General features: G+C 35.7%; 22 protein-coding genes and 1 pseudogene. 7 read left to right on the top strand and 16 right to left on the bottom strand.

Features of this window, described 5'->3' with window-relative positions; all coding sequences use genetic code 11:
- Nucleotides 1-67: 67 nt before the first annotated feature.
- From rpsR to ACFWDE_RS13710, 6 genes are all read right to left on the bottom strand, one after another.
- A complete protein-coding gene (gene rpsR, locus ACFWDE_RS13735; protein ID WP_000918874.1) occupies nucleotides 68-301 on the bottom strand; it encodes a 30S ribosomal protein S18 in 234 nt (77 codons plus the stop codon).
- Between the two features lie 44 nt (nucleotides 302-345).
- Nucleotides 346-876 carry a single-stranded DNA-binding protein gene (gene ssb / locus ACFWDE_RS13730; protein ID WP_377892863.1) on the bottom strand — a complete coding sequence of 177 codons (531 nt, stop codon included), beginning with the start codon at nucleotides 874-876 and terminating at the stop codon, nucleotides 346-348.
- Between the two features lie 27 nt (nucleotides 877-903).
- Nucleotides 904-1,194, bottom strand: coding sequence for a 30S ribosomal protein S6 (gene rpsF, locus ACFWDE_RS13725; protein ID WP_002144565.1), 291 nt, complete (start codon nucleotides 1,192-1,194; stop codon nucleotides 904-906).
- A 191-nt stretch (nucleotides 1,195-1,385) separates the two neighbouring features.
- Complete coding sequence (ychF, locus tag ACFWDE_RS13720) at nucleotides 1,386-2,486, bottom strand: redox-regulated ATPase YchF (protein WP_002159666.1); 1,101 nt, start codon at nucleotides 2,484-2,486, stop codon at nucleotides 1,386-1,388.
- Between the two features lie 115 nt (nucleotides 2,487-2,601).
- Entirely contained in the window at nucleotides 2,602-2,799 is a 198-nt protein-coding gene (locus ACFWDE_RS13715) for a DUF951 domain-containing protein (RefSeq protein ID WP_000436054.1), read from the bottom strand.
- 20 nt (nucleotides 2,800-2,819) lie between these two features.
- Nucleotides 2,820-3,677 (bottom strand): mechanosensitive ion channel family protein, encoded by an 858-nt coding sequence (locus ACFWDE_RS13710; RefSeq protein ID WP_377892862.1) that lies wholly within the window; start codon nucleotides 3,675-3,677, stop codon nucleotides 2,820-2,822.
- Nucleotides 3,678-3,937: 260 nt separating this feature from the next.
- On the opposite strand from ACFWDE_RS13710, the gene yyaC reads away from it, so the two are divergent.
- A complete protein-coding gene (yyaC, locus tag ACFWDE_RS13705) occupies nucleotides 3,938-4,534 on the top strand; it encodes a spore protease YyaC (RefSeq protein WP_193647874.1) in 597 nt (198 codons plus the stop codon).
- 20 nt (nucleotides 4,535-4,554) lie between these two features.
- On the opposite strand, the pseudogene ACFWDE_RS13700 reads toward yyaC, so the two are convergent.
- The 10 genes and pseudogenes from ACFWDE_RS13700 to rpmH all read right to left on the bottom strand — a co-directional run bounded on the left by ACFWDE_RS13700 (nucleotide 4,555) and on the right by rpmH (nucleotide 13,607).
- Nucleotides 4,555-5,406: pseudogene (locus ACFWDE_RS13700) on the bottom strand (ParB/RepB/Spo0J family partition protein).
- Complete coding sequence (gene soj / locus ACFWDE_RS13695) at nucleotides 5,399-6,160, bottom strand: sporulation initiation inhibitor protein Soj (protein ID WP_002113231.1); 762 nt, start codon at nucleotides 6,158-6,160, stop codon at nucleotides 5,399-5,401. Before soj ends, ACFWDE_RS13700 begins: the two are co-directional and overlap by 8 nt.
- 182 nt (nucleotides 6,161-6,342) lie before the next feature.
- On the bottom strand, nucleotides 6,343-7,215 hold the full coding sequence (gene noc, locus ACFWDE_RS13690) for a nucleoid occlusion protein (RefSeq protein WP_002016471.1): 873 nt from the start codon (nucleotides 7,213-7,215) through the stop codon (nucleotides 6,343-6,345).
- Between the two features lie 105 nt (nucleotides 7,216-7,320).
- The gene (gene rsmG, locus ACFWDE_RS13685) at nucleotides 7,321-8,040 is read right to left on the bottom strand and encodes a 16S rRNA (guanine(527)-N(7))-methyltransferase RsmG (protein WP_002089956.1); all 720 of its coding nucleotides are present in this window, start codon (nucleotides 8,038-8,040) and stop codon (nucleotides 7,321-7,323) included.
- 22 nt (nucleotides 8,041-8,062) lie between these two features.
- Nucleotides 8,063-9,952 (bottom strand): tRNA uridine-5-carboxymethylaminomethyl(34) synthesis enzyme MnmG, encoded by a 1,890-nt coding sequence (mnmG, locus tag ACFWDE_RS13680; protein ID WP_377892860.1) that lies wholly within the window; start codon nucleotides 9,950-9,952, stop codon nucleotides 8,063-8,065.
- Between the two features lie 58 nt (nucleotides 9,953-10,010).
- Nucleotides 10,011-11,387, bottom strand: a complete 1,377-nt coding sequence (mnmE, locus tag ACFWDE_RS13675; RefSeq protein WP_002144558.1) for a tRNA uridine-5-carboxymethylaminomethyl(34) synthesis GTPase MnmE — start codon at nucleotides 11,385-11,387, stop codon at nucleotides 10,011-10,013.
- 227 nt (nucleotides 11,388-11,614) lie between these two features.
- Nucleotides 11,615-12,232, bottom strand: coding sequence for an RNA-binding cell elongation regulator Jag/EloR (jag, locus tag ACFWDE_RS13670; protein WP_377892857.1), 618 nt, complete (start codon nucleotides 12,230-12,232; stop codon nucleotides 11,615-11,617).
- Nucleotides 12,229-12,996, bottom strand: coding sequence for a YidC family membrane integrase SpoIIIJ (gene spoIIIJ / locus ACFWDE_RS13665; RefSeq protein ID WP_002144555.1), 768 nt, complete (start codon nucleotides 12,994-12,996; stop codon nucleotides 12,229-12,231). The genes jag and spoIIIJ overlap by 4 nt, the downstream gene beginning before the upstream one ends.
- Before the next feature lie 52 nt (nucleotides 12,997-13,048).
- Nucleotides 13,049-13,396, bottom strand: a complete 348-nt coding sequence (gene rnpA / locus ACFWDE_RS13660; protein ID WP_002089963.1) for a ribonuclease P protein component — start codon at nucleotides 13,394-13,396, stop codon at nucleotides 13,049-13,051.
- 76 nt (nucleotides 13,397-13,472) lie between these two features.
- Nucleotides 13,473-13,607 (bottom strand): 50S ribosomal protein L34, encoded by a 135-nt coding sequence (rpmH, locus tag ACFWDE_RS13655; protein WP_002068706.1) that lies wholly within the window; start codon nucleotides 13,605-13,607, stop codon nucleotides 13,473-13,475.
- A 563-nt stretch (nucleotides 13,608-14,170) separates the two neighbouring features.
- On the opposite strand from rpmH, the gene dnaA reads away from it, so the two are divergent.
- The 6 genes from dnaA to gyrA all read left to right on the top strand — a co-directional run bounded on the left by dnaA (nucleotide 14,171) and on the right by gyrA (nucleotide 22,844).
- Nucleotides 14,171-15,511 (top strand): chromosomal replication initiator protein DnaA, encoded by a 1,341-nt coding sequence (gene dnaA / locus ACFWDE_RS13650; protein ID WP_002144554.1) that lies wholly within the window; start codon nucleotides 14,171-14,173, stop codon nucleotides 15,509-15,511.
- Nucleotides 15,512-15,693: 182 nt separating this feature from the next.
- Nucleotides 15,694-16,839 carry a DNA polymerase III subunit beta gene (gene dnaN, locus ACFWDE_RS13645; protein ID WP_131231382.1) on the top strand — a complete coding sequence of 382 codons (1,146 nt, stop codon included), beginning with the start codon at nucleotides 15,694-15,696 and terminating at the stop codon, nucleotides 16,837-16,839.
- A 128-nt stretch (nucleotides 16,840-16,967) separates the two neighbouring features.
- The gene (gene yaaA, locus ACFWDE_RS13640; protein ID WP_002159661.1) at nucleotides 16,968-17,180 is read left to right on the top strand and encodes a S4 domain-containing protein YaaA; all 213 of its coding nucleotides are present in this window, start codon (nucleotides 16,968-16,970) and stop codon (nucleotides 17,178-17,180) included.
- 12 nt (nucleotides 17,181-17,192) lie between these two features.
- Complete coding sequence (recF, locus tag ACFWDE_RS13635) at nucleotides 17,193-18,320, top strand: DNA replication/repair protein RecF (protein WP_016106803.1); 1,128 nt, start codon at nucleotides 17,193-17,195, stop codon at nucleotides 18,318-18,320.
- Between the two features lie 38 nt (nucleotides 18,321-18,358).
- Nucleotides 18,359-20,281: a DNA topoisomerase (ATP-hydrolyzing) subunit B gene (gyrB, locus tag ACFWDE_RS13630; protein WP_033710559.1), complete on the top strand. Its 1,923-nt coding sequence runs from the start codon at nucleotides 18,359-18,361 to the stop codon at nucleotides 20,279-20,281.
- A gap of 88 nt (nucleotides 20,282-20,369) precedes the next feature.
- Entirely contained in the window at nucleotides 20,370-22,844 is a 2,475-nt protein-coding gene (gene gyrA, locus ACFWDE_RS13625; protein WP_002113241.1) for a DNA gyrase subunit A, read from the top strand.
- The last annotated feature ends 298 nt before the right edge of the window (nucleotides 22,845-23,142 follow it).

Raw genomic sequence — 23,142 nt, 5'->3', positions numbered from 1 at the left:
CTCAAAAAAAGAAAAGCATAGCAAAATGCACAGTAGAGTCCGACTCTACTGTGCATTTCATACGCTATTATTCACCAACATATGGTAAAAGTGCCATTTGACGAGCACGTTTAATTGCAACTGTAAGTTTGCGTTGGTATTTCGCGCTTGTTCCTGTTACACGACGAGGTAAAATTTTACCACGCTCAGAAACGAAACGTTTTAATAAATCAACATCTTTATAGTCAATGCGAGTGATGCCGTTAGATGTGAAGAAACACACCTTACGACGTTTCGCACGTCCACCTTTGCGTCCTGCCATGTCTATTCCCTCCATTCTTTGTTAAAAATAACCGATTCATGCCATTAAAATGGTAAATCGTCGTCCGAAATGTCAATCGGTTGACCAACATTCGAAAATGGATCGTCATTCTTTGTAAATCCAGAGTTACCTGAGTTACCTGAGTTACCTGAGTTACCCGGATTACTAGACTGACCAAATGGGTTAGAGCCTTGGTTACCGTAACCAGCTCCTGATGGTTGCTGATTGAACGAACCGCGTTGCTCCCCACCGCCATTACGCGGCTCTAAAAATTGTACGCTCTCCGCAAGAACTTCTGTTACATATACACGTTTACCGTCTTGTCCATCGTAAGTACGAGTTTGAAGACGTCCATCTACGCCTGCTAAGCTACCTTTTTTCAAATAATTTGCCACGTTTTCTGCTTGTTTACGCCATATTACACAATTAATAAAGTCAGCTTCACGCTCACCTTGTTGATTCGCAAATGCGCGATTCACAGCTAACGTAAAAGTAGCTACCGCAACACCATTAGGCGTGTAACGTAAGTCAGGGTCCTTAGTTAAGCGACCAACGAGGATAACACGATTCATCAATCGAACCACTCTCCCTATATATCTTAATTATTTTTCTTCTTCTTTAACAACGATATGACGAAGGATATCTTCGTTGATCTTAGCTAAACGGTCGAATTCGTTAATCGCTTCTGAGTTAGAGTTCACCTTTAAGATCATGTAGAAACCTTCACGTAAGTCGTTGATTTCGTAAGCTAAACGACGCTTACCCCACTCTTTTGTGTTAATGATTTCTGCACCATTGTTTGTTAAAACACCTGCGAAACGTTCAACTAAAGCTTTTTGAGCTTCTTCTTCAACGCCAGGACGAATGATGTACATAATTTCGTACTTTCTCATTACACTTTCACCTCCTTTTGGTCTAAACGGCCCATAATGGGCAAGGAGCAATTAATTTATAGTAATTACTCACGAGTTTAGATTATATCATAGTAAGTTATATGAATCAACTCACCAATACGTAAAAAACTTGGCAAACATATAATATATTTGCCAAGTCTATATCTTTATTTTTCCTAGGAAATATTAAATTAAACGTTAAAGCGGAAGTGCATAACATCTCCGTCTTTTACGATATACTCTTTTCCTTCTAAACGTACTTTACCAGCTTCTTTTGCAGCTGTCATAGAGCCATTTGTCATTAAATCAGTATAAGAAACTGTTTCCGCACGAATAAATCCACGTTCAAAGTCCGTATGAATAACACCAGCACATTGTGGTGCTTTCATACCTTGTTTAAACGTCCATGCACGTACTTCTTGCACACCAGCTGTGAAGTAAGTAGCAAGTCCTAATAAGTCATATGCAGCACGAATTAATTGATCTAAACCAGATTCTTCAATACCTAGTTCTTCAAGGAATACTTTCTTCTCTTCCTCATCTAACTCAGCAATTTCTGATTCGATTTTTGCACATACAACAATTACTTGTGAATTTTCATTTGTTGCAAATTCTTTTACCATTTGTACATATTTGTTGTCAGAAGGATCCATAATATCATCTTCACTTACGTTTGCTACGTATAGCATTTCTTTCGTTGTAAGTAAATGAAGGCCTTTAACAATCTTCATTTGCTCTTCTGTAAATTCAACAGTACGAGCTGGTTTTCCCTCTTCAAAAGCTTCTTTTAAACGAACTAAAATTTCATGCTCATATACAGCTTCTTTATCTTTTTGTCTTGCTAACTTCGCAACTCGTTCGATACGTTTATCAACAGATTCTAAATCCGCTAAGATTAGTTCTAAGTTAATTGTTTCAATGTCATCAATTGGATCTACTTTTCCTGAAACGTGCGTAATATTTTCATCTTCAAAACAACGAACAACTTGGCAAATTGCATCTACTTGACGAATGTGAGATAAGAATTTATTTCCTAACCCTTCACCTTTACTCGCACCTTTTACGATACCTGCAATATCAGTAAATTCAAATACAGTCGGAACAGTTTTTTTCGGTTCTACTAATTCCGTTAATTTATTTAAACGCTCATCTGGTACTTCTACAATCCCTACGTTTGGATCGATTGTACAGAATGGATAGTTCGCAGATTCTGCTCCTGCTTGTGTAATTGCATTAAATAAAGTGGACTTCCCTACGTTAGGTAATCCAACAATCCCAGCCGTTAATCCCATATTTTTCACTCCTATGTCTCAATCTTTCATCATTATAGATAGTAACGAAAAAAATGACAAGTTTCCACCAAATGAAAAAAAGCAACGGCTGTCTACTGCAGCTGTTGCTTTTTCACTATTCTTCATGCTTCACAAGTATTTTTTTTACCTTACGATCAAACTCTCTTCGAGGAATCATTACCGAATGGTCACACCCCTCGCACTTAACGCGGATATCCATTCCCATACGAATAATCTTCCAGCGATTTTCACCACATGGATGGGCTTTCTTCATTTCCACAACATCGTACAAGTTATATTGCTTTTGCTCCATTCTCCAAATCCCTCCCACTATTAAATTGCTTTTTCACTAACTAATTCTTCGCGACTATATAAAACCATACGTGGGTATGGAATTTCAATCCCATGTAAATCAAGACGATTTTTAATCTCTTTGCGAAGAGCCCTCGCAATAACTGCATGCTGCATCGGCTCAACTTCAGCAATAACACGTAATACAACTTCAGACGCTGCCAGTGTTTGAACACCTAGCAATTGAGGTGTTGTTACCATTTTCTCATATTTTTCTGGTAATTCCACTAATAAATCTTCAATAATTTGCTCCGCTCGTACTATATCACTTTCATAAGAAATAGATACATCAACAAATGCTACACTATTACTAACGGAAAAGTTCGTTACTTGTACAATACTACCATTTGGTATTATATGAATTTCACCTGTCCAGCTTTTCATCTTCGTTGTACGTAGTCCAATTTCCAAAACAGTTCCTTCAAATTGACCTATTCTTACATAATCACCTACTGAAAATTGATCCTCTAACAAAATAAATAATCCTGTAATAACATCTTTAACTAAACTTTGTGCACCAAAACCGACTGCTAAACCAATTACCCCAGCACCGGCTAATAGACCTGACGCATTAATATCAAACACACCTAAAATTGCAATTAACATAATGAACATAACAACGTATGCCACAATATTTTCAAGCAACTTCGCTACCGTAACTGTACGACGTTCTGAAATTTGAATCGGCGAACGGCTTCCCATACGAAACGCATTTCGTACAATTGCCCTCACAACTCGCACAACGATTGCACCAAGTATTAAAATAACGATTATTTTTAGTGATTTCACACCTATATTCGTCCAATCAATGGACTCAAACCATTTCAACGCTAAATCCATGTCCCTCTACCTCTCCAGCTAAAATTTCTTTTTAGTTATCCTTATTATTGTATCAGAACTCTCTCTGATTTCTGAAAAAAATTTATGACTTTAATTCCATTTGTTAACTTCCATTCAGGTATAAAATGAGACGAATATATATATACTAGTACTATTATTTCTGTTTTCATTCACAGTTTGCAAAAAGTATGCACTTATAATTTTCCATTTCAGACACCATATAACATATTGTGAAAATTTATTAAAAGGATGGGTGCTTCATGAATATTAGAAGTTTTCGCTTACCTTTTTTTGAAAAAGAAACTCAAAATGTTATGCATCATGACTTAGAAGCCTCTGAGACAATCAGCAATTTCTTACTTTCCCATATTCCCATTAAGACTAATATGCCACTCATTCTCGTTTGTATCGGAACAGACCGTTCCACCGGTGATGCACTTGGTCCATTAGTTGGTACTAAACTAGAACAAATTGAAATCAAAAACCTTCAAGTGTTCGGCACACTAGACGAACCAATACATGCACTAAACTTAGAAGAGAAAATTCAGAATATACAGAAAGAAAATCCTACTTCATTTATTATTGCTGTTGATGCATGTTTAGGAAAATCTCAAAGTATCGGTTCTATAACTACCGGAAGGGGCCCCAGTAAACCTGGAGCTGCGATGAATAAGAAATTACCTGAAATTGGTGATTTGCATATTCATGGCATCGTAAATTTAAATGGTTTCATGGAGTTTTTCGTACTTCAAAATACAAGACTAAGTTTAGTCATGAAGATGGCTGATGTAATTGCACAAAGTATAAAAGAAACAGACCAAAAATTATCTGCATTAAAAAAAGCAAACCATCTATAAACAATAAGATGGTTTGCTTTTTAATTTCCCTTTGATAATAATTCTAAAATTCGATTTAAGTCTTCTTTATTAAAAAATTCGATTTCGATTTTACCTTTTTCTTTTTTCGTTTCTTTGATCTTTACATCCGTACCAAACTTTTCTATTAAAAATGTTTCTCGATATACAAAAAATATATTTCTTTATTTTTTCTCTTGTTGTGTTTCACGTTAAACACGTTGATTAATTTCCTGGACAATTTGTTCCAATTGGCGAACATTCAGTCCTTCTTTTTCAATTCGCTTCAATAAAGATTTCAACTGTTCTTCATCTTTTATTGTAAGTAAAGTTCTTCCATGAGCCATTGAAAGCTGACCGTTTGCAATCATATCTTGAACGAATGAAGGGAGGCTTAACAATCGAGTGTAATTTGCGATATAAGGCCTGCTTTTACCAAGACGTTTTGCTAATTGTTCTTGCGTTACATTTAGCTCGTTCATTAACATCTGATATGCCATTGCCTCTTCCATAGGATTTAAATCTTCTCGTTGTAAGTTTTCAAGCAAAGCAAATTCCATCATTTGCTGCTCATTTAATTGCCTTACGACAGCAGGCACTTTCTCAAGTCCGGCCTCTTTAGCAGCACGATATCTTCTTTCACCTGCAACTATTTCATATCCTTTAATACTCTTTCGAGCAATTAACGGTTGCAATATACCGTGCTCTTTAATAGAAGCCGCTAATTCCTGAATCGCTTCTTTATTGAAATGTTTACGTGGTTGATATGGATTCGGCCTTAATTCAGTTACTATAATCTCCTGAATCGTTTCTTCTTCTTTCACATCTAAATCTGGAAAAAACACATTGATTCCTCTTCCTAATCCCTTAGCCACCTGCAATCACTTCCTCTGCTAAATCTAAATATACTTCTGCTCCTCTTGATTTAGCGTCATACTGCATAATTGGTTTTCCATGACTTGGTGCCTCACTTAAGCGAACATTACGAGGAATAATCGAACGATATACTTTATCCCTAAAGTATTTTTTCACTTCATCTATAACTTGAATTCCTAAATTTGTACGAGCATCCAACATCGTTAACAATACACCTTGAATTGCTAAATTTTTATTTAAATGCTTTTGCACAAGTCGAACTGTATTTAATAGCTGACTTAACCCTTCCAGCGCGTAATATTCACACTGTACAGGAATAATAACAGAATCTGCTGCTGTTAATGCATTAATCGTTAATAATCCTAAGGATGGGGGACAGTCAATAATAATATACTCATATTCATCACGAATTGGCTGTAATGCTCTTTGCAAGCGTACTTCCCGGGAAATGGTTGGTACCAATTCAATTTCAGCACCAGCCAATTGAATTGTAGCGGGTAGAACATCTAAGTTTTCAGTTGCGGTTTTCCGTATAACGCCTTGAACATCTGCATCTTCCACAAGAACATTATAAATACATTGATCTAATTCAGACTTTTCAATTCCTACACCAGTCGTTGCATTTCCTTGAGCATCAATATCTACGAGAAGGACTTTTTTTCCTACTTGTGCCAATCCAGCCCCTAAATTAACGGATGTTGTTGTTTTTCCAACACCGCCTTTTTGATTAGCGATAGCAATGATTTTTCCCACGATGTCACCTACTTTCAACCTTTCTTATTCTAGAAACAATTACGTTTATTGTAACATGAAATAAAAGTTTTTCTTTTACGTCCTTATTAAACTTCAAAATTTATTTCTAAACTCCTTCTTGCTTTAACAAGAAAATATAGTAAAAGAGACCTCTCCAATAGGATAAGGTCTCTAGCACGTAATTATTTTTTCTTCGGAATTTTAATCGTAATTTGATAGTATTCATCAAACTCTTCTTCCGCAGAATTAACATTCAAACCACTGTTAGCAACCATTTGTAATGATTGTCTAATTGTGTTCATAGCAATTCTTGCATCTCGACTTACTGCTTTTTGCTTCGCTTTTCGCTTTGGTTTTACTTCTTCTAGTAACTTTGCAATTCGTTCTTCTGTTTGCTTTACATTCAATTGCTTCTCCACAATCTCTTGTAAAACCTTCAGTTGTAATTCCTCATTTTTCAAAGGAATGAGGGCGCGAGCATGCCGTTCTGTAATACTTTTTTCTAATAATGCACTTTTGATTTCTTCAGGCAATTTTAATAATCGCAATTTATTCGCGACTGTCGATTGTCCTTTTCCAAGTCGTTGTGCCAATGCTTCTTGTGTTAAATTATGTAACTCAATCAGCTTTTGATATGCCACAGCTTCCTCAATTGCTGTTAATTCCTCACGCTGCAAATTTTCAATTAACGCTACAGAAGCTGTCTCAGTATCATTTAAATTCTTTATTATTGCAGGGACTTTTTCCCACCCTAACTTTGTTGCTGCGCGGAAACGCCTTTCCCCGGCAATAATCTCGTACTTATCATCCTCATACTGTCTCACAACAATCGGCTGGATAAGCCCATGTGTACGAATCGTTAATGCTAGCTCCTCAATACGTGCATCGTCAAAAACTGTTCGTGGTTGATAACGGTTAGGGGTAATGTTTACTATCGGAATTTCCTGTATTTCTTCATATACCTTTTTAGCTATTTCTTCATGGCTTTCGTCTTGTAATTCGAATTCGCTCTCTTTATCCCCAAAGCCAAATAAACGAGAAAACGTATTTTTCATACATATTCCACCACCTTTTAGGCCTATTGACTGTTCTACATAAAATGTTTCCTATGAAACATTTACGTTTTCATTTATATAATTTAATCTTACGTCTAATAAGATTTATTTTTCAATAGGTAATTTATTGGGCGTTCCCGGTTTGCGTGGATATTTCTTTGGTGTCTTGCGCTTTTTCTCGATTAATAAAATATTACGCTCACTTTCTTCAAACGGTAATTGGAACGTAGACATTTCTTTCAATTCTCCGCCAAGTACCTCTAGAGCATATTTGCCATTTTCGATTTCTTCGTTCGCCGCTGCACCTTTCATTGCAATGAATGTTCCCCCTACTTTTACAAGTGGTAAACATAGCTCACTTAATACAGAAAGACGTGCAACTGCACGTGCCATTACAATATCGTATGCTTCACGTACACCTTCTTTTTTTCCAAATGTTTCAGCACGATCATGACAAAATGCAACATCACTTAATTCTAACTTTTGCGCTAAGTGATTTAAGAAATTAATACGTTTTTGTAATGAATCTACAATTGTTACTTTTAAGTGCGGGAAACAGATTTTTAAAGGGATACTTGGGAATCCAGCTCCTGCTCCAACATCACAAATAGAAAATGGTTTCGAAAAATCATAATAAAAAGCCGCTGTAACAGAATCAAAAAAGTGTTTTAAGTATACTTCCTCTTTCTCCGTAATAGCCGTTAAGTTCATTTTTTCATTCCACTCTACTAACGTTTCAAAGTAGATTTCGAACTGCTCTAACTGTCTAGAAGAGAGGGAAATACCCTTCTCTTCTAGCATAGATTGAAATTGTTCTATGTTCATCTAGCAATATCTCCTTACTATGTTATTGGTTCGATACTCGTGCAATTTTTCCTTGTTCAATGTAAATAAGCAAAATAGAAACATCAGCTGGATTTACGCCAGAAATACGTGAAGCTTGCCCCATCGAAAGTGGACGAACATCTTTCAATTTCTGTCTCGCTTCTGTGGCAAGGCTAGAAATCGCATCATAATCAATATCCACAGGAATTTTTTTGTTTTCCATTTTCTTCATACGTTCTACTTGCTGTAAAGATTTCTCGATATATCCTTCATACTTAATCTGAATTTCAACTTGTTCTGTAATTTCATCATTTAATTCTACTTCACTTGGTACTAAAAGATGAATATGCTCATATGTCATCTCTGGACGACGTAATAAGTCACTTGCACGTATTCCATCTTTCAATTCGCTTCCACCAATACTACGAATTAATTCTTGAACTTCAGGACGCGGTTTAATAAAAATACTCTCTAACCGTTCCTTTTCCTGTTCAATTTGTATTTTTTTATTTGTAAATCTCTCATAACGATCTTCTTTAATTAAACCAATTTCACGCCCAACCTCAGTTAGACGAAGATCTGCATTATCATGGCGTAATAATAAACGATATTCTGCACGAGACGTTAATAAACGGTATGGTTCATTTGTGCCTTTTGTTACAAGATCATCAATTAAGACACCAATATATGCATCAGCGCGACCTAAAATAACTTCTTTTTTACCTAAAGAACGACACGCTGCATTAATTCCAGCCATAAGCCCTTGTCCTGCCGCTTCTTCGTAACCAGAAGTTCCATTAATTTGTCCTGCTGTATATAAATTTTTAATTTTTTTCGTTTCAAGTGTTGGCCATAGTTGAGTTGGTACAATTGCATCATATTCAATTGCATAACCCGTACGCATCATTTCAACATTTTCCAGGCCAGGAATTGTTCTAAGCATTGCACGCTGTACATCTTCTGGTAAACTCGTCGATAAGCCTTGTACATATACTTCTTGCGTATTACGTCCTTCTGGCTCTAAGAAAATTTGATGACGTGGTTTATCATTAAATCTTACTACCTTGTCTTCAATTGAAGGGCAATATCTAGGCCCTGTTCCTTTAATCATACCAGAATACATAGCTGAGCGATGTAAGTTTTCATCTATTAAACGATGTGTTTCTGTACTTGTATACGTTAACCAACATGGAATTTGATCCATAATGAATTTTGTCGTTTCAAAAGAGAAAGCACGTGGCTTATCATCACCTGGTTGAATTTCTGTTTTACTATAATCAATCGTATTACTGTTTACACGCGGAGGTGTACCTGTTTTAAATCTAACAAGATCAAAACCAAGTTCCTCTAAGTGTTCAGATAACGTAATAGATGGTTGCTGATTATTTGGACCACTTGAATATTTTAAATTTCCCATAATAATCTCACCACGTAAAAATGTTCCCGTTGTAATTACAACTGTTTTCGCTGTGTATTCGGCACCAGCTTGTGTAATTACCCCTTTACATACACCATCTTCAATAATTAAACGCTCTACCAGACCTTGAAACAACGTTAAGTTTGGTGTTTCTTCAATTGTTTTCTTTAACTCATGCTGGTAAGAGAATTTATCAGCTTGTGCACGAAGCGCGCGTACAGCTGGTCCTTTACCCGTATTTAACATACGCATTTGAATATGTGTTTTATCAATATTGCGTCCCATTTCTCCGCCTAATGCATCAATTTCACGAACAACAATCCCTTTTGCTGGTCCACCAACAGAAGGGTTACATGGCATGAACGCTACCATATCTAAGTTAATTGTTAACATTAATGTTTTTGAGCCCATTCGTGCTGCCGCAAGACCAGCTTCACATCCTGCATGACCTGCACCGATTACTATGACATCATATGAACCGGCATTGTATCCCATTGTTTATTCCTCCTAATAACCTCTATCTTACTAAATCATCTCTGATTAAAGTTTCACTTTATTTTCCTAAACAAAATTGAGAGAACAATTGGTCAATTAAACTTTCATGGACAGTATCACCAGTAATTTCACCAAGTATTTCCCACGTTCTTGTTAAATCAATTTGAACCATATCAATCGGAACACCATTTTCTATCGCTTCAATTGCATCATTAATTGTTCTTCCTGCTTGTGTTAATAATCCGATATGTCTCGCATTAGACACGTATGTCATATCCGCAGAATCAATTGTTCCTTCAAAGAATAAATCAGCTATTGCCTTTTCAAGCTCGTCTATTCCTTGCTCCTCAATTAACGATGTTGTAATAACACGATTGCCTACCGCTAAATCTGTAACACGTTCCATATCAATTTCTTGCGGTAAATCTGTCTTATTTACAATGACAATGAAATCTTTTCCTTGTACGGCACGGAATAGATCCTCATCTTCATTTGTTAAAGCCTCGCTATAGTTCACTACAATTAACACTAAGTCTGCTTGGCTCATCATTTCCTTCGAACGCTCTACACCAATTCGTTCAACAACATCTTCCGTTTCACGAATTCCGGCTGTATCTATAAGTTTAAGTGGTACACCACGCACATTAACGTACTCTTCAATAACATCACGGGTTGTTCCTGCAATATCAGTTACAATTGCCTTTTTCTCCTGAACAAGACTATTTAATAGCGATGATTTCCCAACGTTAGGTCTACCGATAATCGCGGTAGAAATGCCTTCACGTAAAATTTTTCCTTGCTTCGATGTTTCTAATACCTTTTTAATTTCAGCACGGACATGTGTAGCTTTCTCAATTAAAATATTATGCGTCATCTCTTCTACATCATCATATTCTGGGTAATCTATATTCACCTCAATATGAGCTAATGTTTCTAATATTTCTTGACGCAGATGGCCGATTAATTTAGATAATCGTCCTTCCATTTGGTTAATCGCTACATTCATAGCACGATCTGTTTTCGCACGGATTAAGTCCATAACAGCTTCTGCTTGTGACAAATCAATACGTCCATTTAAAAAAGCACGTTTTGTAAATTCACCAGGCTCTGCCAGTCGTACTCCTTGTGCTAAAATAAGCTGTAATACTTTATTTACCGAAACAAGTCCACCATGACAGTTAATTTCTACTATATTTTCACGCGTAAAAGTTCTTGGTGCACGCATAATGGATACCATAACTTCTTCAATAACTTGATTTGTATCTAAATCGACAATATGACCATAATGAATTGTATGAGAAGAAACCTGTGTTAAATCCTTCCCTTTAAAAATACGATCGACTTTCTCAATCGCATCATCCCCACTTACTCGAACAATGGCAATTGCACCTTCCCCAAGTGCTGTGGAAATTGCGGCAATTGTATCAAATTCCATGTCCTTTCACCTCACTTGCTTATTTATCTCTATTTCAACATGAATTTTTTCCGTCACTAAATTATTAGGATACCATAACGAACCTATCTACAAAAGAATAATAACTCATTTTATTATGTCCTTATGTAAAAAACACTAAACTTATTCACAGTGGATAAATTTAGTGTTTTTTAGTTATCCACATTTATTTTCTCCTCAAAAAAACCGGCACTCAATTGAGTAACCGGTCACTTGGAAGATATTACAACATACCGATGTGGTTCTTTCCCTTCAGAAGTTGTAATGATATTTTGATGATTAGATAACGCTTGGTGAATAATTTTTCGTTCAAAAGAAGGCATTGGTTCTAAAACAACTCTTTTTTTCGTACTCACTACTTGTTTTGCCAATCGATAAGAAAGAGATTCTAACGTACTTTTTCTTTTACTACGATAGTTTTCAGCGTCCAGTGTAATACCAATATATTGCTTTGTATTACGATTCGCAACAAGTTTTGTTAAATACTGTAAAGAATTCAACGTATTACCTCTTTTACCAATTAAAACACCAATGTTTTTACCGGAAATTGTAAATTCAACTTCGCGCCCTTTTACAATTTTTCTAATCTCAACTTCCACACCCATATTTTGAACAACATTTTTTAAATATTCTTCACATTCTTGGATTGGATCTTTTTTCAATACAACTTCTATTACAGCGAGGCGATTCCCAAATAAACCTAGGAATCCCCTCTTACCCTCATCGATAATATTTATATCTACTCGATCTTTCGAAACATTTAATTGTCTTAAAGCATCTTGTACTGCCAGCTCGACTGTTTGTCCTTTAGCAGTAATTATACTCACTTGCTTGATCCTCCTGCCTTACTAGCCTTAATTTCAGGCCCTTTGATCATATACATTTGAGCGATACCAAAGATATTACCAACTACCCAGTACAATGATAGTGCTGCTGGGAAGTTAATTGCAAAGACTAAAATCATAATTGGCATAAGCCAAATCATCATTGCCATTTGCGGATTTTGCCCAGCTGTTCCTGCCATTGCAAGCTTTTGCTGAATAAAAGTCGTAATAGCCGCAACGATTGGAAGGATATAGTAAGGATCTGCCTGTCCTAAATCAAACCATAAAAATGTATGTTTACTAATTTCTGCCGTTCTCATAATCGCATGATAAAAAGCGAATAGGATAGGCATCTGAACAAATATTGGTAAACATCCTGCTAATGGATTTACACCATTTTTTTGATACAACTGCATCATTTCTTGTTGTAATTTTTGTTGTGTTGCTTGATCTTTTGAGCTGTACTTCTCTTTTAATTTCACCATTTCTGGTTGTAACGCCTGCATTGCTTTCGTACTCTTCGTTTGTTTAATCATTAATGGTAATAATGCAAAACGAATGATAAGAGTTGTAACAACGATTGCTAAACCATAATTACTACCAAATAAATTTGCAAAATACGTGATTAACTGAGAAAGCGGGTATACGAAATATTCATTCCAAATCCCAGTGCTTTTCGGTGTAATCGGCTGATTTGTTTCACTACAGCCGGTAGCGATTGCCATTAACATAATAACCATGGCTAATAAACCTATTTTCTTTTTCAAAGCTTGCTCCTCCTTGTTTCGGTATGTATATAGTGTAATTCATTTCCTTACGCTACTTTTTTATTCTCTTCATACCAGAGCGTTTAAAGACATGAATTAAGCTTTTCTTTAACTCTTCATATGTCATCTCTGCACAAGGCTTCCTTGCTATTATAACAAAATCTTTTCCAGAATCTATCTCATCTTTTAATTCTATAATCGATTGGCGAATCATACGCTTAATTCGATTACGAACTACTGCATTTCCTATTTTCTTACTAACAGAAAGACCAATGCGAAAATGCGGCTGTTTTTCTTTATCTAATTTGTATACAACAAACTGGCGATTGGCATTCGATTGTCCTTTTTGGAAAACAGCCTGGAATTCATCATTCTTTTTTATACGGTTTTTTTTCTTCATATCATTTGACACTCCTGTATTTCATCAGCGGAAACTCATTATTATTAGAAAAAAAGACCACTGAACGTTCAGTGGTCTACGCAGATAATACTTTTCTTCCTTTACGACGACGAGCTGCTAGCACTCTACGTCCGTTTGCTGTGCTCATACGGCTGCGGAAACCATGTACTTTGCTGCGCTTACGTTTATTTGGTTGGTAAGTTCTTTTCATTATATGACACCTCCCTGAGGAATATCTGTTAAAGACAGTCTAATAAATTATAGTAAATCAAATAGGAAAATGTCAATGGTTCTCGAAATTTTCATCAAATATTCATTTTTAACCTATTCACACACTTTTTCACAGTCCCTATATTTCCTTGTGGATAAATATTTTTTCTCTTTTTTATATCCACAAACTCTTTTTTTACTTTTACACAGTATATCGTATTGTGGACAAGTTTATTCCACAAGGTATTGATTTTGTGGATAACTTTCCTAAATTCATTGCTATAGCTGCTTTTTTTTGATATTATAGTTGTGTTTTCACTTTGAATAAGTTTTCCACACCTTTATTTTATCCACAATTTGTGTATAACATGTGGATACTTTAAATCACATGTGGGTAAATAGTTGTCCACATTTGTTTTTTTGTCGAAAACTCTATCTCGGATACTAACGACGTTTTTATATTTTAAAATACGTTTCGTATAAATATGCATTAGAAATATTTACAGGTTGTACAATTGTTGCGCAACCTTATTCTTTTACCATCTTTGTAAAGGAGGGACACCTTTGGAAAATATCTCTGATTTATGGAATAGTGCCTTAAAAGAATTAGAAAAAAAGGTAAGCAAGCCAAGTTATGAAACCTGGTTAAAATCAACAACTGCTCATAACTTGAAAAAAGATGTATTAACTATTACAGCTCCAAATGAATTCGCTCGTGACTGGCTAGAATCTCATTATTCGGAATTAATCTCCGAAACACTTTATGATTTAACAGGGGCAAAACTAGCTATTCGTTTTATCATTCCCCAAAGTCAGGCAGAAGAGGATATAGATCTCCCTTCTGTTAAGCAAAAACACGCACATGATGAGTCTAATCACTTACCACAGAGTATGTTAAACCCAAAATATACATTTGATACATTTGTTATTGGCTCTGGTAATCGTTTTGCACATGCTGCTTCTTTAGCTGTAGCTGAGGCACCAGCTAAAGCCTATAATCCGCTCTTTATTTACGGGGGCGTTGGACTTGGAAAAACACATTTAATGCACGCAATTGGGCATTATGTAATTGAACACAATCCGAATGCAAAAGTTGTATATTTATCATCTGAAAAATTTACAAATGAATTTATTAACTCAATTCGTGATAATAAAGCTGTCGATTTTCGTAATAAATATCGTAATGTAGATGTCTTATTAATAGATGATATTCAATTTCTTGCTGGAAAAGAACAAACACAGGAAGAGTTTTTCCATACATTTAATGCGTTACATGAAGAAAGTAAACAAATTGTGATTTCAAGCGATAGACCACCAAAAGAAATCCCAACTTTAGAAGATCGCCTTCGTTCTCGCTTTGAATGGGGGTTAATTACGGACATTACGCCACCAGATTTAGAAACTAGAATCGCAATTTTACGTAAAAAAGCAAAAGCAGAAGGTCTTGATATACCAAATGAAGTTATGCTTTATATTGCAAATCAAATCGATTCAAATATTCGTGAACTAGAGGGTGCACTTATTCGAGTTGTAGCTTATTCATCTTTAATTAATAAAGATATGAATGCTGATTTAGCGGCTGAAGCGCTTAAAAATATTATTCCAAACTCTATACCTAGAATTATTTCTATTTCTGATATTCAAAAGGCTGTTGGGGGCGTCTATCAAGTAAAGTTAGAAGATTTCAAAGCAAAAAAACGGACAAAATCCGTTGCATTCCCTCGCCAAATTGCGATGTATTTATCACGTGAACTTACGGACTCATCTTTGCCAAAAATAGGTGAAGAATTTGGTGGCCGCGATCATACAACAGTAATCCATGCTCACGAAAAAATTTCGAAGCTATTAAAAACGGATACTCAATTACAAAAACACGTTGAAGAAATTAAGGATATTTTAAAATAGTAGTAGCTGAATAGTGTGAATAACTTAGCTTGTTTTACGCACAGTCTATCCACATGTAGATAGACTGTTTTTACATCTTTAAATAGGGTTATCCACATATCCACAAGCCCTATTACTATTACTACTATTTTTTTATCTTTATTAAATAAATAAAATCTTATACTTACCGGAGGGTTTTCGTTATGCGTTTTACAATACAAAAAGACTATCTTGTAAGAAGTGTACAAGATGTAATGAAGGCAATTTCTTCTCGTACAACAATTCCAATTCTTACAGGGATTAAAGTTGTAGCAACTGAAGAAGGAGTTACTTTAACAGGTAGTGATGCAGACATCTCTATCGAATCATTTATCCCAGTCGAAGATGCTGGAAAAGAAATTGTGGAAATTGAACAATCAGGAAGTATTATTTTACAAGCAAAATATTTTAGTGAAATCGTAAAAAAATTACCTAAAGAAACTGTCGAAATTTCTGTGGAAAATCATTTTATGACAAAAATAAAATCTGGAAAATCAGAGTTCAACTTAAATGGTTTAGATGCTGCTGAATATCCGTTATTACCACAAATCGAAGAACATCATGTATTTAAGATTCCAACAGATTTACTAAAACACATGATTCGTCAAACAGTATTTGCAGTTTCAAGTTCTGAAACAAGACCGATCTTGACAGGTGTAAACTGGAAAGTATATAACAGCGAGCTAACTTGTATTGCAACAGATAGTCACAGGCTAGCACTTCGTAAAGCAAAAATCGAAGGGTATAATATTGCCGATGAATTTCAAGCGAATGTCGTTATTCCTGGTAAAAGCTTAAATGAATTAAGTAAAATTCTAGATGAGTCTGAAGAAATGGTAGATATCGTTATTACGGAGTATCAAGTATTATTCCGTACAAAACATTTATTATTCTTCTCAAGATTATTAGAAGGAAATTATCCAGATACAACGCGTTTAATTCCAGCTGAAAGTAAAACTGATATTTTTGTAAATACAAAAGAATTTTTACAAGCGATTGATCGTGCGTCGCTATTAGCAAGAGATGGTCGTAACAACGTTGTTAAATTATCAACATTAGAACAACAGATGTTAGAGATTTCTTCGAATGCACCAGAAATCGGAAAAGTAGTAGAAGAGGTTCAATGTGAAAATGTAGATGGAGAAGAATTAAAAATATCTTTTAGTGCAAAATATATGATGGACGCATTAAAAGCTTTAGATAGTACAGAAATTAAAGTTAGTTTTACTGGAGCGATGAGACCGTTTTTAATTCGCACAGTAAATGATAATTCTATTATCCAGTTAATTTTACCAGTCCGTACTTACTAAGTAAGGATTAAGGGTTGCTAGTGTAAAGGTACTAGTGACCCTTATTTGATTTGTAGGGTATTACTTTCCTAATGCTAGTTTATTTAGTACAATGAAAGAATGAACACTTTCAGAAAGTGAGCGATTTTATGAAACTTATTAAGATTTCAACAGAATACATTACACTAGGACAATTTTTAAAGTTAGCTGATGTAATTGATACAGGTGGCGCTGTGAAATGGTTCTTACAAGAATATGAAGTATATGTGAATCAAGAACTTGAAAATAGAAGAGGCCGAAAGTTATATGCAAATGATGTTGTTGAAATTCCGGGAAGCGGAACTTTCCAAGTTCAGGCATAAAGGGGGATCCCTTTGTTTATTACAGAGATACAATTAAAAAACTATCGCAATTATGAGCATTTAGAGCTTTCCTTTGAGGATAAAGTCAATGTAATTATTGGTGAAAATGCGCAAGGGAAAACGAATCTGATGGAAGCTATTTATGTATTGGCGATGGCGAAATCCCATAGAACTTCGAACGATCGTGAACTCATTCGTTGGGATGAGGATTATGGTAATATAAAAGGTAGATTACAAAGGCGAAATAGTTCATTATCCTTAGAATTAAATATTTCAAAAAAAGGTAAAAAGGCAAAGTTAAATCAGTTAGAACAACAAAAATTGAGCCAGTATATTGGTGAAATGAATGTTGTTATGTTTGCCCCAGAAGATTTAAATCTTGTAAAAGGAAGCCCCCAAGTACGAAGACGCTTTTTGGATATGGAACTTGGACAAATAGCTCCGGTCTATTTGTATGAATTAAGTCAATATCAAAAGGTACTCACGCAACGAAATCATTTACTTAAGAAGATGCAAGGGAATAGTAAAAATGAGGAAACGATGTTGGATGTATTTACACTTCAACTTATTGAGCATGGTGCAAAAATTTTGCGAAAACGTTTTGAGTTTTTGCATTTACTACAAGAATGGGCTGCTCCAATTCACCGCGGGATTAGCAGGGGATTAGAGGAGTTAGAAATTGTTTATAAACCAAGTGTAGATGTATCAGAATCAATGGATTTGTCGAAAATAAAAGAAGTATACTATGAAAGTTTCCAATCTGTGAAACAACGTGAAATTTTTCGTGGTACAACTTTACTAGGTCCTCATCGTGATGATTTACACTTCTTCGTTAATAGTAAAAATGTTCAAGTCTTTGGTTCACAAGGACAACAACGAACAACCGCACTATCCCTAAAATTGGCTGAAATTGAATTGATATACTCAGAGGTTAAGGAATATCCAATCCTTTTACTAGATGATGTGTTATCAGAATTAGATGATTATCGCCAATCGCATCTGCTAAATACAATTCAAGGAAAAGTACAAACCTTTGTGACGACGACGAGTGTCGACGGAATTGAACACGAAACATTGAAAGAAGCGAAAACAATTCATGTAACGAACGGCACGGTAGATTGTGAAATAGACAGGAAATAATTTCTGTTTAAATGGAAAAGTAGGTGATCTTTGTGTCAATGGAACAAAAGCAAATGCAGGAAAATGCATATGATGAAAGTCAGATCCAGGTGTTAGAAGGACTGGAAGCGGTTCGTAAGCGTCCTGGTATGTATATCGGTTCTACAAGTGGAAAAGGTCTTCATCACCTCGTATGGGAAATAGTTGATAACAGTATTGACGAAGCTTTAGCGGGATATTGTGATGAAATTAATGTCAGTATTGAAGAAGATAATAGTATTGTTGTAACAGATGATGGTCGTGGTATCCCAGTTGGTATTCAAGAGAAAATGGGACGTCCCGCTGTAGAAGTTATTATGACGGTACTCCATGCCGGTGGTAAATTTGGCGGTGGCGGTTATAAAGTCTCCGGTGGTTTGCATGGAGTAGGTGCATCTGTTGTAAATGCTTTATCAATAGAATTAGAGGTATTTGTACATCGAGATGGAAAAATACACTATCAAAAATATGAACGTGGGATCCCAGCTGCGGATTTAAAAGTAATAGGTGAAACTGATCGTACAGGAACGATCACACGCTTTAAGCCAGATGCAGAAATTTTTACAGAGACGACAGAATACGAATTTGATACATTAGCTACTCGTATGCGTGAGTTGGCGTTTTTAAATCGTAATATTAAATTAACAATTGAAGATAAGCGTGAACATAAGCAAAAGAAAGAATTCCATTATGAAGGTGGAATTAAATCATATGTTGAACATTTAAATCGTTCAAAACAACCGATTCATGAAGAACCTGTATATGTTGACGGTTCAAAAGATGGGATTCAGGTTGAGGTTGCTCTTCAATATAACGAAGGCTATACAAATCATATTTATTCATTTACAAATAATATTCATACGTATGAAGGCGGTACACATGAGGTAGGTTTTAAGACTGCTCTAACACGTGTAATTAACGATTATGGTCGTAAAAATAATATTTTAAAAGATGCGGATAGTAATTTAACTGGTGAAGATGTTCGTGAAGGTTTAACAGCAATCGTATCAATTAAACATCCAAATCCACAGTTTGAAGGGCAAACGAAGACGAAACTTGGAAATAGTGAAGCGAGAACGATTACAGAATCTGTATTCTCAGAGGCGTTTGAAAAGTTCTTACTAGAAAATCCCAATGTTGCACGTAAAATTATAGACAAAGGGACTATGGCAGCACGTGCACGTGTAGCAGCTAAAAAAGCTCGTGAACTAACGCGCCGAAAGAGTGCTTTAGAAGTTTCAAGTTTACCAGGGAAGCTAGCTGATTGTTCTTCTAAAGATCCAGCAATTAGCGAAATTTATATCGTGGAGGGTGACTCTGCGGGCGGATCTGCAAAACAAGGACGCGATCGTCATTTCCAAGCGATTTTACCACTGAAGGGTAAAATTATTAACGTTGAAAAGGCACGTTTAGATAAGATTTTATCAAATGATGAAGTTCGTACAATTATTACAGCAATAGGTACAAATATTGGTGGGGACTTTGATATTGAAAAAGCTCGCTATCATAAAGTTATTATTATGACAGATGCCGATGTTGATGGTGCGCATATTCGTACCCTATTATTAACGTTCTTCTATCGTTATATGCGTCAAATTATTGAGTGTGGTTATATATATATCGCACAGCCACCGTTGTTTAAGGTACAACAAGGTAAAAAAATTCAATATGCTTATAACAATAAAGAACTTGAAAAAATACTAGCTGAATTACCAGCTCAACCTAAGCCTGGGATTCAGCGTTATAAAGGTCTAGGGGAAATGAATCCAACTCAGCTGTGGGAGACGACAATGGACCCAGAAGTACGTTCGTTACTTCAAGTTTCTCTTCAAGATGCAATTGAAGCGGATGAAACATTTGAAATTTTAATGGGTGATAAAGTAGAGCCGCGTCGTAACTTTATCCAAGAAAATGCAAAATACGTGAAAAACCTTGATATTTAAGTGAGTAATGACAGGAATCTAAGTATTCCTGTCTTCTACATATAAATCAATGTATTTGTAACGGAAATGTAAGAGGAGGTGCTCGTTGATGTCAGACAATCAACAACAAGCACGAATTCGAGAAATTAATATTAGTCATGAAATGCGTACCTCATTTTTAGATTACGCAATGAGTGTTATCGTGTCTCGTGCATTACCAGATGTTCGTGATGGATTAAAGCCGGTTCATCGTAGGGTTTTATATGCGATGAATGATTTAGGAATTACAGCTGATAAAGCATATAAGAAGTCGGCGCGTATTGTCGGCGAAGTAATTGGTAAGTATCACCCGCACGGTGATTCAGCTGTTTATGAAACAATGGTACGTATGGCGCAAGATTTTAGTCAACGTTACATGCTTGTTGATGGACATGGTAATTTCGGTTCTGTTGATGGAGATTCAGCGGCAGCAATGCGTTATACAGAAGCAAGAATGTCTAAGATTTCTATGGAATTAATACGCGATATTACAAAGAATACAATTGATTATCAAGATAACTACGATGGTTCTGAAAGAGAACCAGTTGTATTACCAGCGCGTTTCCCTAACTTATTAGTCAATGGTACGACGGGCATTGCGGTTGGTATGGCAACAAACATTCCACCGCATCAACTTGGAGAAGTAATTGATGGTGTGTTGGCATTAAGTCATAACCCTGATATCACTATCGCGGAATTAATGGAATATATTCCTGGACCAGACTTCCCAACATCAGGTTTAATCTTAGGGCGAAGTGGAATTCGAAGAGCTTACGAAACAGGTCGCGGTTCTATTATACTTCGTGCTAAAGTTGAAATTGAAGAGAGAGCAAATGGTAAACAAACTATTATCGTAACAGAACTACCTTATCAAGTTAATAAGGCGAGATTAATTGAAAAGATTGCAGAATTAGTTCGTGATAAGAAAATTGAAGGCATTACAGATTTACGTGATGAATCGGACCGAAATGGTATGCGTATTGTTATGGAAGTACGTCGTGATGCCAATGCAAATGTACTATTAAATAATCTATATAAACATACAGCACTTCAAACAAGTTTCGGTATTAATATGTTGTCTCTAGTAAATGGAGAGCCACAAGTCCTAAATTTAAAACAAAATCTATATTATTATTTAGAGCATCAAAAGGTAGTAATTCGTAGACGTACTGCTTATGAATTAGAGAAAGCAGAGGCGCGTGCTCATATTTTAGAGGGATTACGAATTGCTTTAGATCATCTTGATGAAGTTATTACTTTAATCCGTAGTTCCAAAACAGCTGATATTGCAAAACAAGGTTTAATGGAACGTTTCGGCTTAAGTGAGAAACAAGCGCAAGCGATTTTAGATATGCGTTTGCAACGTTTAACCGGATTAGAACGCGAAAAAATCGAACAAGAATATCAAGACTTAATGAAGATAATTGCGGAGTTAAAAGCAATCTTAGCAGACGAAGAAAAAGTTCTTGAAATTATTCGTGAGGAATTAGCTGAAGTAAAAGATCGTTTTAATGATAAGAGAAGAACAGAAATTACAATTGGCGGTATGGAAGCTATTGAGGATGAAGATTTAATCCCAGAACAAAATATCGCAATTACACTTACTCATAATGGTTATATTAAGAGGTTACCGGCTTCTACGTACAAAACACAGAACCGTGGGGGACGTGGTGTACAAGGAATGGGTACGAATGATGATGACTTTGTTGAACATTTATTAACAACGTCTACTCATGATCATATTTTATTCTTCACAAACAAGGGTAAAGTATACCGTACAAAAGGATATGAAATTCCAGAGTATAGTCGTACAGCAAAGGGCATACCGATTATTAATCTATTAGGGGTAGATAAGGGTGAGTGGATCAACGCTATTATTCCAATTCGTGAATTTGGTGACGACCAGTTCTTATTCTTTACAACGAAACAAGGTATCTCTAAGAGAACGCCACTCTCATCATTTGCAAATATACGTACGAACGGTTTAATTGCAATTTCGCTTCGTGAAGAAGATGAATTGATTTCTGTACGTTTAACATCTGGTGATAAAGATATTATCGTAGGGACAAGCAACGGTATGTTAATTCGCTTCAATGAACAGGATGTACGTTCTATGGGCCGTAATGCAGCTGGTGTAAAAGCTATTACACTAGGCGAAGAGGACCAAGTAGTAGGTATGGAAATTGTTGAAGAGGATACAAATGTCTTAATCGTAACGAAGAACGGGTATGGTAAGCGTACGCCGGTTGAAGAGTATCGACTACAGAGTCGTGGTGGTAAAGGTCTGAAGACTTGTAACATTACAGACAAGAACGGTAAATTAGTAGCAGTTAAGTCTGTAACAGGTGAAGAAGACATTATGTTAATTACAGTAGCGGGTGTTATTATTCGTATGCCAGTTGATCAAATCTCTCAAATGGGGCGTAATACACAAGGTGTTCGTCTAATTCGATTAGGGGATGAGCAAGAGGTAGCGACAGTAGCAAAAGCACAAAAGGATGAAGAAGAAGAAGAAATTAGCGAAGAGGTTTCTTCTGAAGAATAAGAGTGGGGATTTCTCCCCCTCTTATTTTTTTATAATAATACTTGCATAGTAATAGGGAAGTGTATATAATAGGCAGAGTCAGCAAATGAGAGATACAAGTTATCGAAAAAAACTTGTTGACGAAAATAATATACTATGATATATTATGAAAGTCGCTGAAACGCGATGTTGAACTTTGAAAACTAAACGAAACAAACAACGTGAAACGTCAATTTTTATTTTTAGATGCTAGACAAACTAACTTTATTGGAGAGTTTGATCCTGGCTCAGGATGAACGCTGGCGGCGTGCCTAATACA

The sequence above is a fragment of the Bacillus sp. NPDC060175 genome, from assembly GCF_042728695.1.
Lineage (GTDB): Bacteria > Bacillota > Bacilli > Bacillales > Bacillaceae_G > Bacillus_A.
Note: the sequence above shows the minus strand (reverse complement) of the source record. Positions and strands in the feature narration are given on the sequence as shown.

Bases quoted from the DNA above. Each gene is read 5' to 3' on its own strand.
- ACFWDE_RS13715 (WP_000436054.1), bottom strand. From the start codon at position 2,799: ATGGAGCAAAAGCAATATAACTTGTACGATGTTGTGGAAATGAAGAAA.
- gyrB (WP_033710559.1), top strand. From the start codon at position 18,359: ATGGAACAAAAGCAAATGCAGGAAAATGCATATGATGAAAGTCAGATC.
- rsmG (WP_002089956.1), bottom strand. From the start codon at position 8,040: ATGAACATAGAACAATTTCAATCTATGCTAGAAGAGAAGGGTATTTCC.
- gyrA (WP_002113241.1), top strand. From the start codon at position 20,370: ATGTCAGACAATCAACAACAAGCACGAATTCGAGAAATTAATATTAGT.
- ACFWDE_RS13710 (WP_377892862.1), bottom strand. From the start codon at position 3,677: ATGGATTTAGCGTTGAAATGGTTTGAGTCCATTGATTGGACGAATATA.
- rpmH (WP_002068706.1), bottom strand. From the start codon at position 13,607: ATGAAAAGAACTTACCAACCAAATAAACGTAAGCGCAGCAAAGTACAT.
- yaaA (WP_002159661.1), top strand. From the start codon at position 16,968: ATGAAACTTATTAAGATTTCAACAGAATACATTACACTAGGACAATTT.
- rpsR (WP_000918874.1), bottom strand. From the start codon at position 301: ATGGCAGGACGCAAAGGTGGACGTGCGAAACGTCGTAAGGTGTGTTTC.
- yyaC (WP_193647874.1), top strand. From the start codon at position 3,938: ATGAATATTAGAAGTTTTCGCTTACCTTTTTTTGAAAAAGAAACTCAA.
- mnmG (WP_377892860.1), bottom strand. From the start codon at position 9,952: ATGGGATACAATGCCGGTTCATATGATGTCATAGTAATCGGTGCAGGT.
- dnaN (WP_131231382.1), top strand. From the start codon at position 15,694: ATGCGTTTTACAATACAAAAAGACTATCTTGTAAGAAGTGTACAAGAT.
- rnpA (WP_002089963.1), bottom strand. From the start codon at position 13,396: ATGAAGAAAAAAAACCGTATAAAAAAGAATGATGAATTCCAGGCTGTT.
- noc (WP_002016471.1), bottom strand. From the start codon at position 7,215: ATGAAAAATACGTTTTCTCGTTTATTTGGCTTTGGGGATAAAGAGAGC.
- ychF (WP_002159666.1), bottom strand. From the start codon at position 2,486: ATGGGATTAACGGCTGGGATTGTTGGATTACCTAACGTAGGGAAGTCC.
- rpsF (WP_002144565.1), bottom strand. From the start codon at position 1,194: ATGAGAAAGTACGAAATTATGTACATCATTCGTCCTGGCGTTGAAGAA.
- mnmE (WP_002144558.1), bottom strand. From the start codon at position 11,387: ATGGAATTTGATACAATTGCCGCAATTTCCACAGCACTTGGGGAAGGT.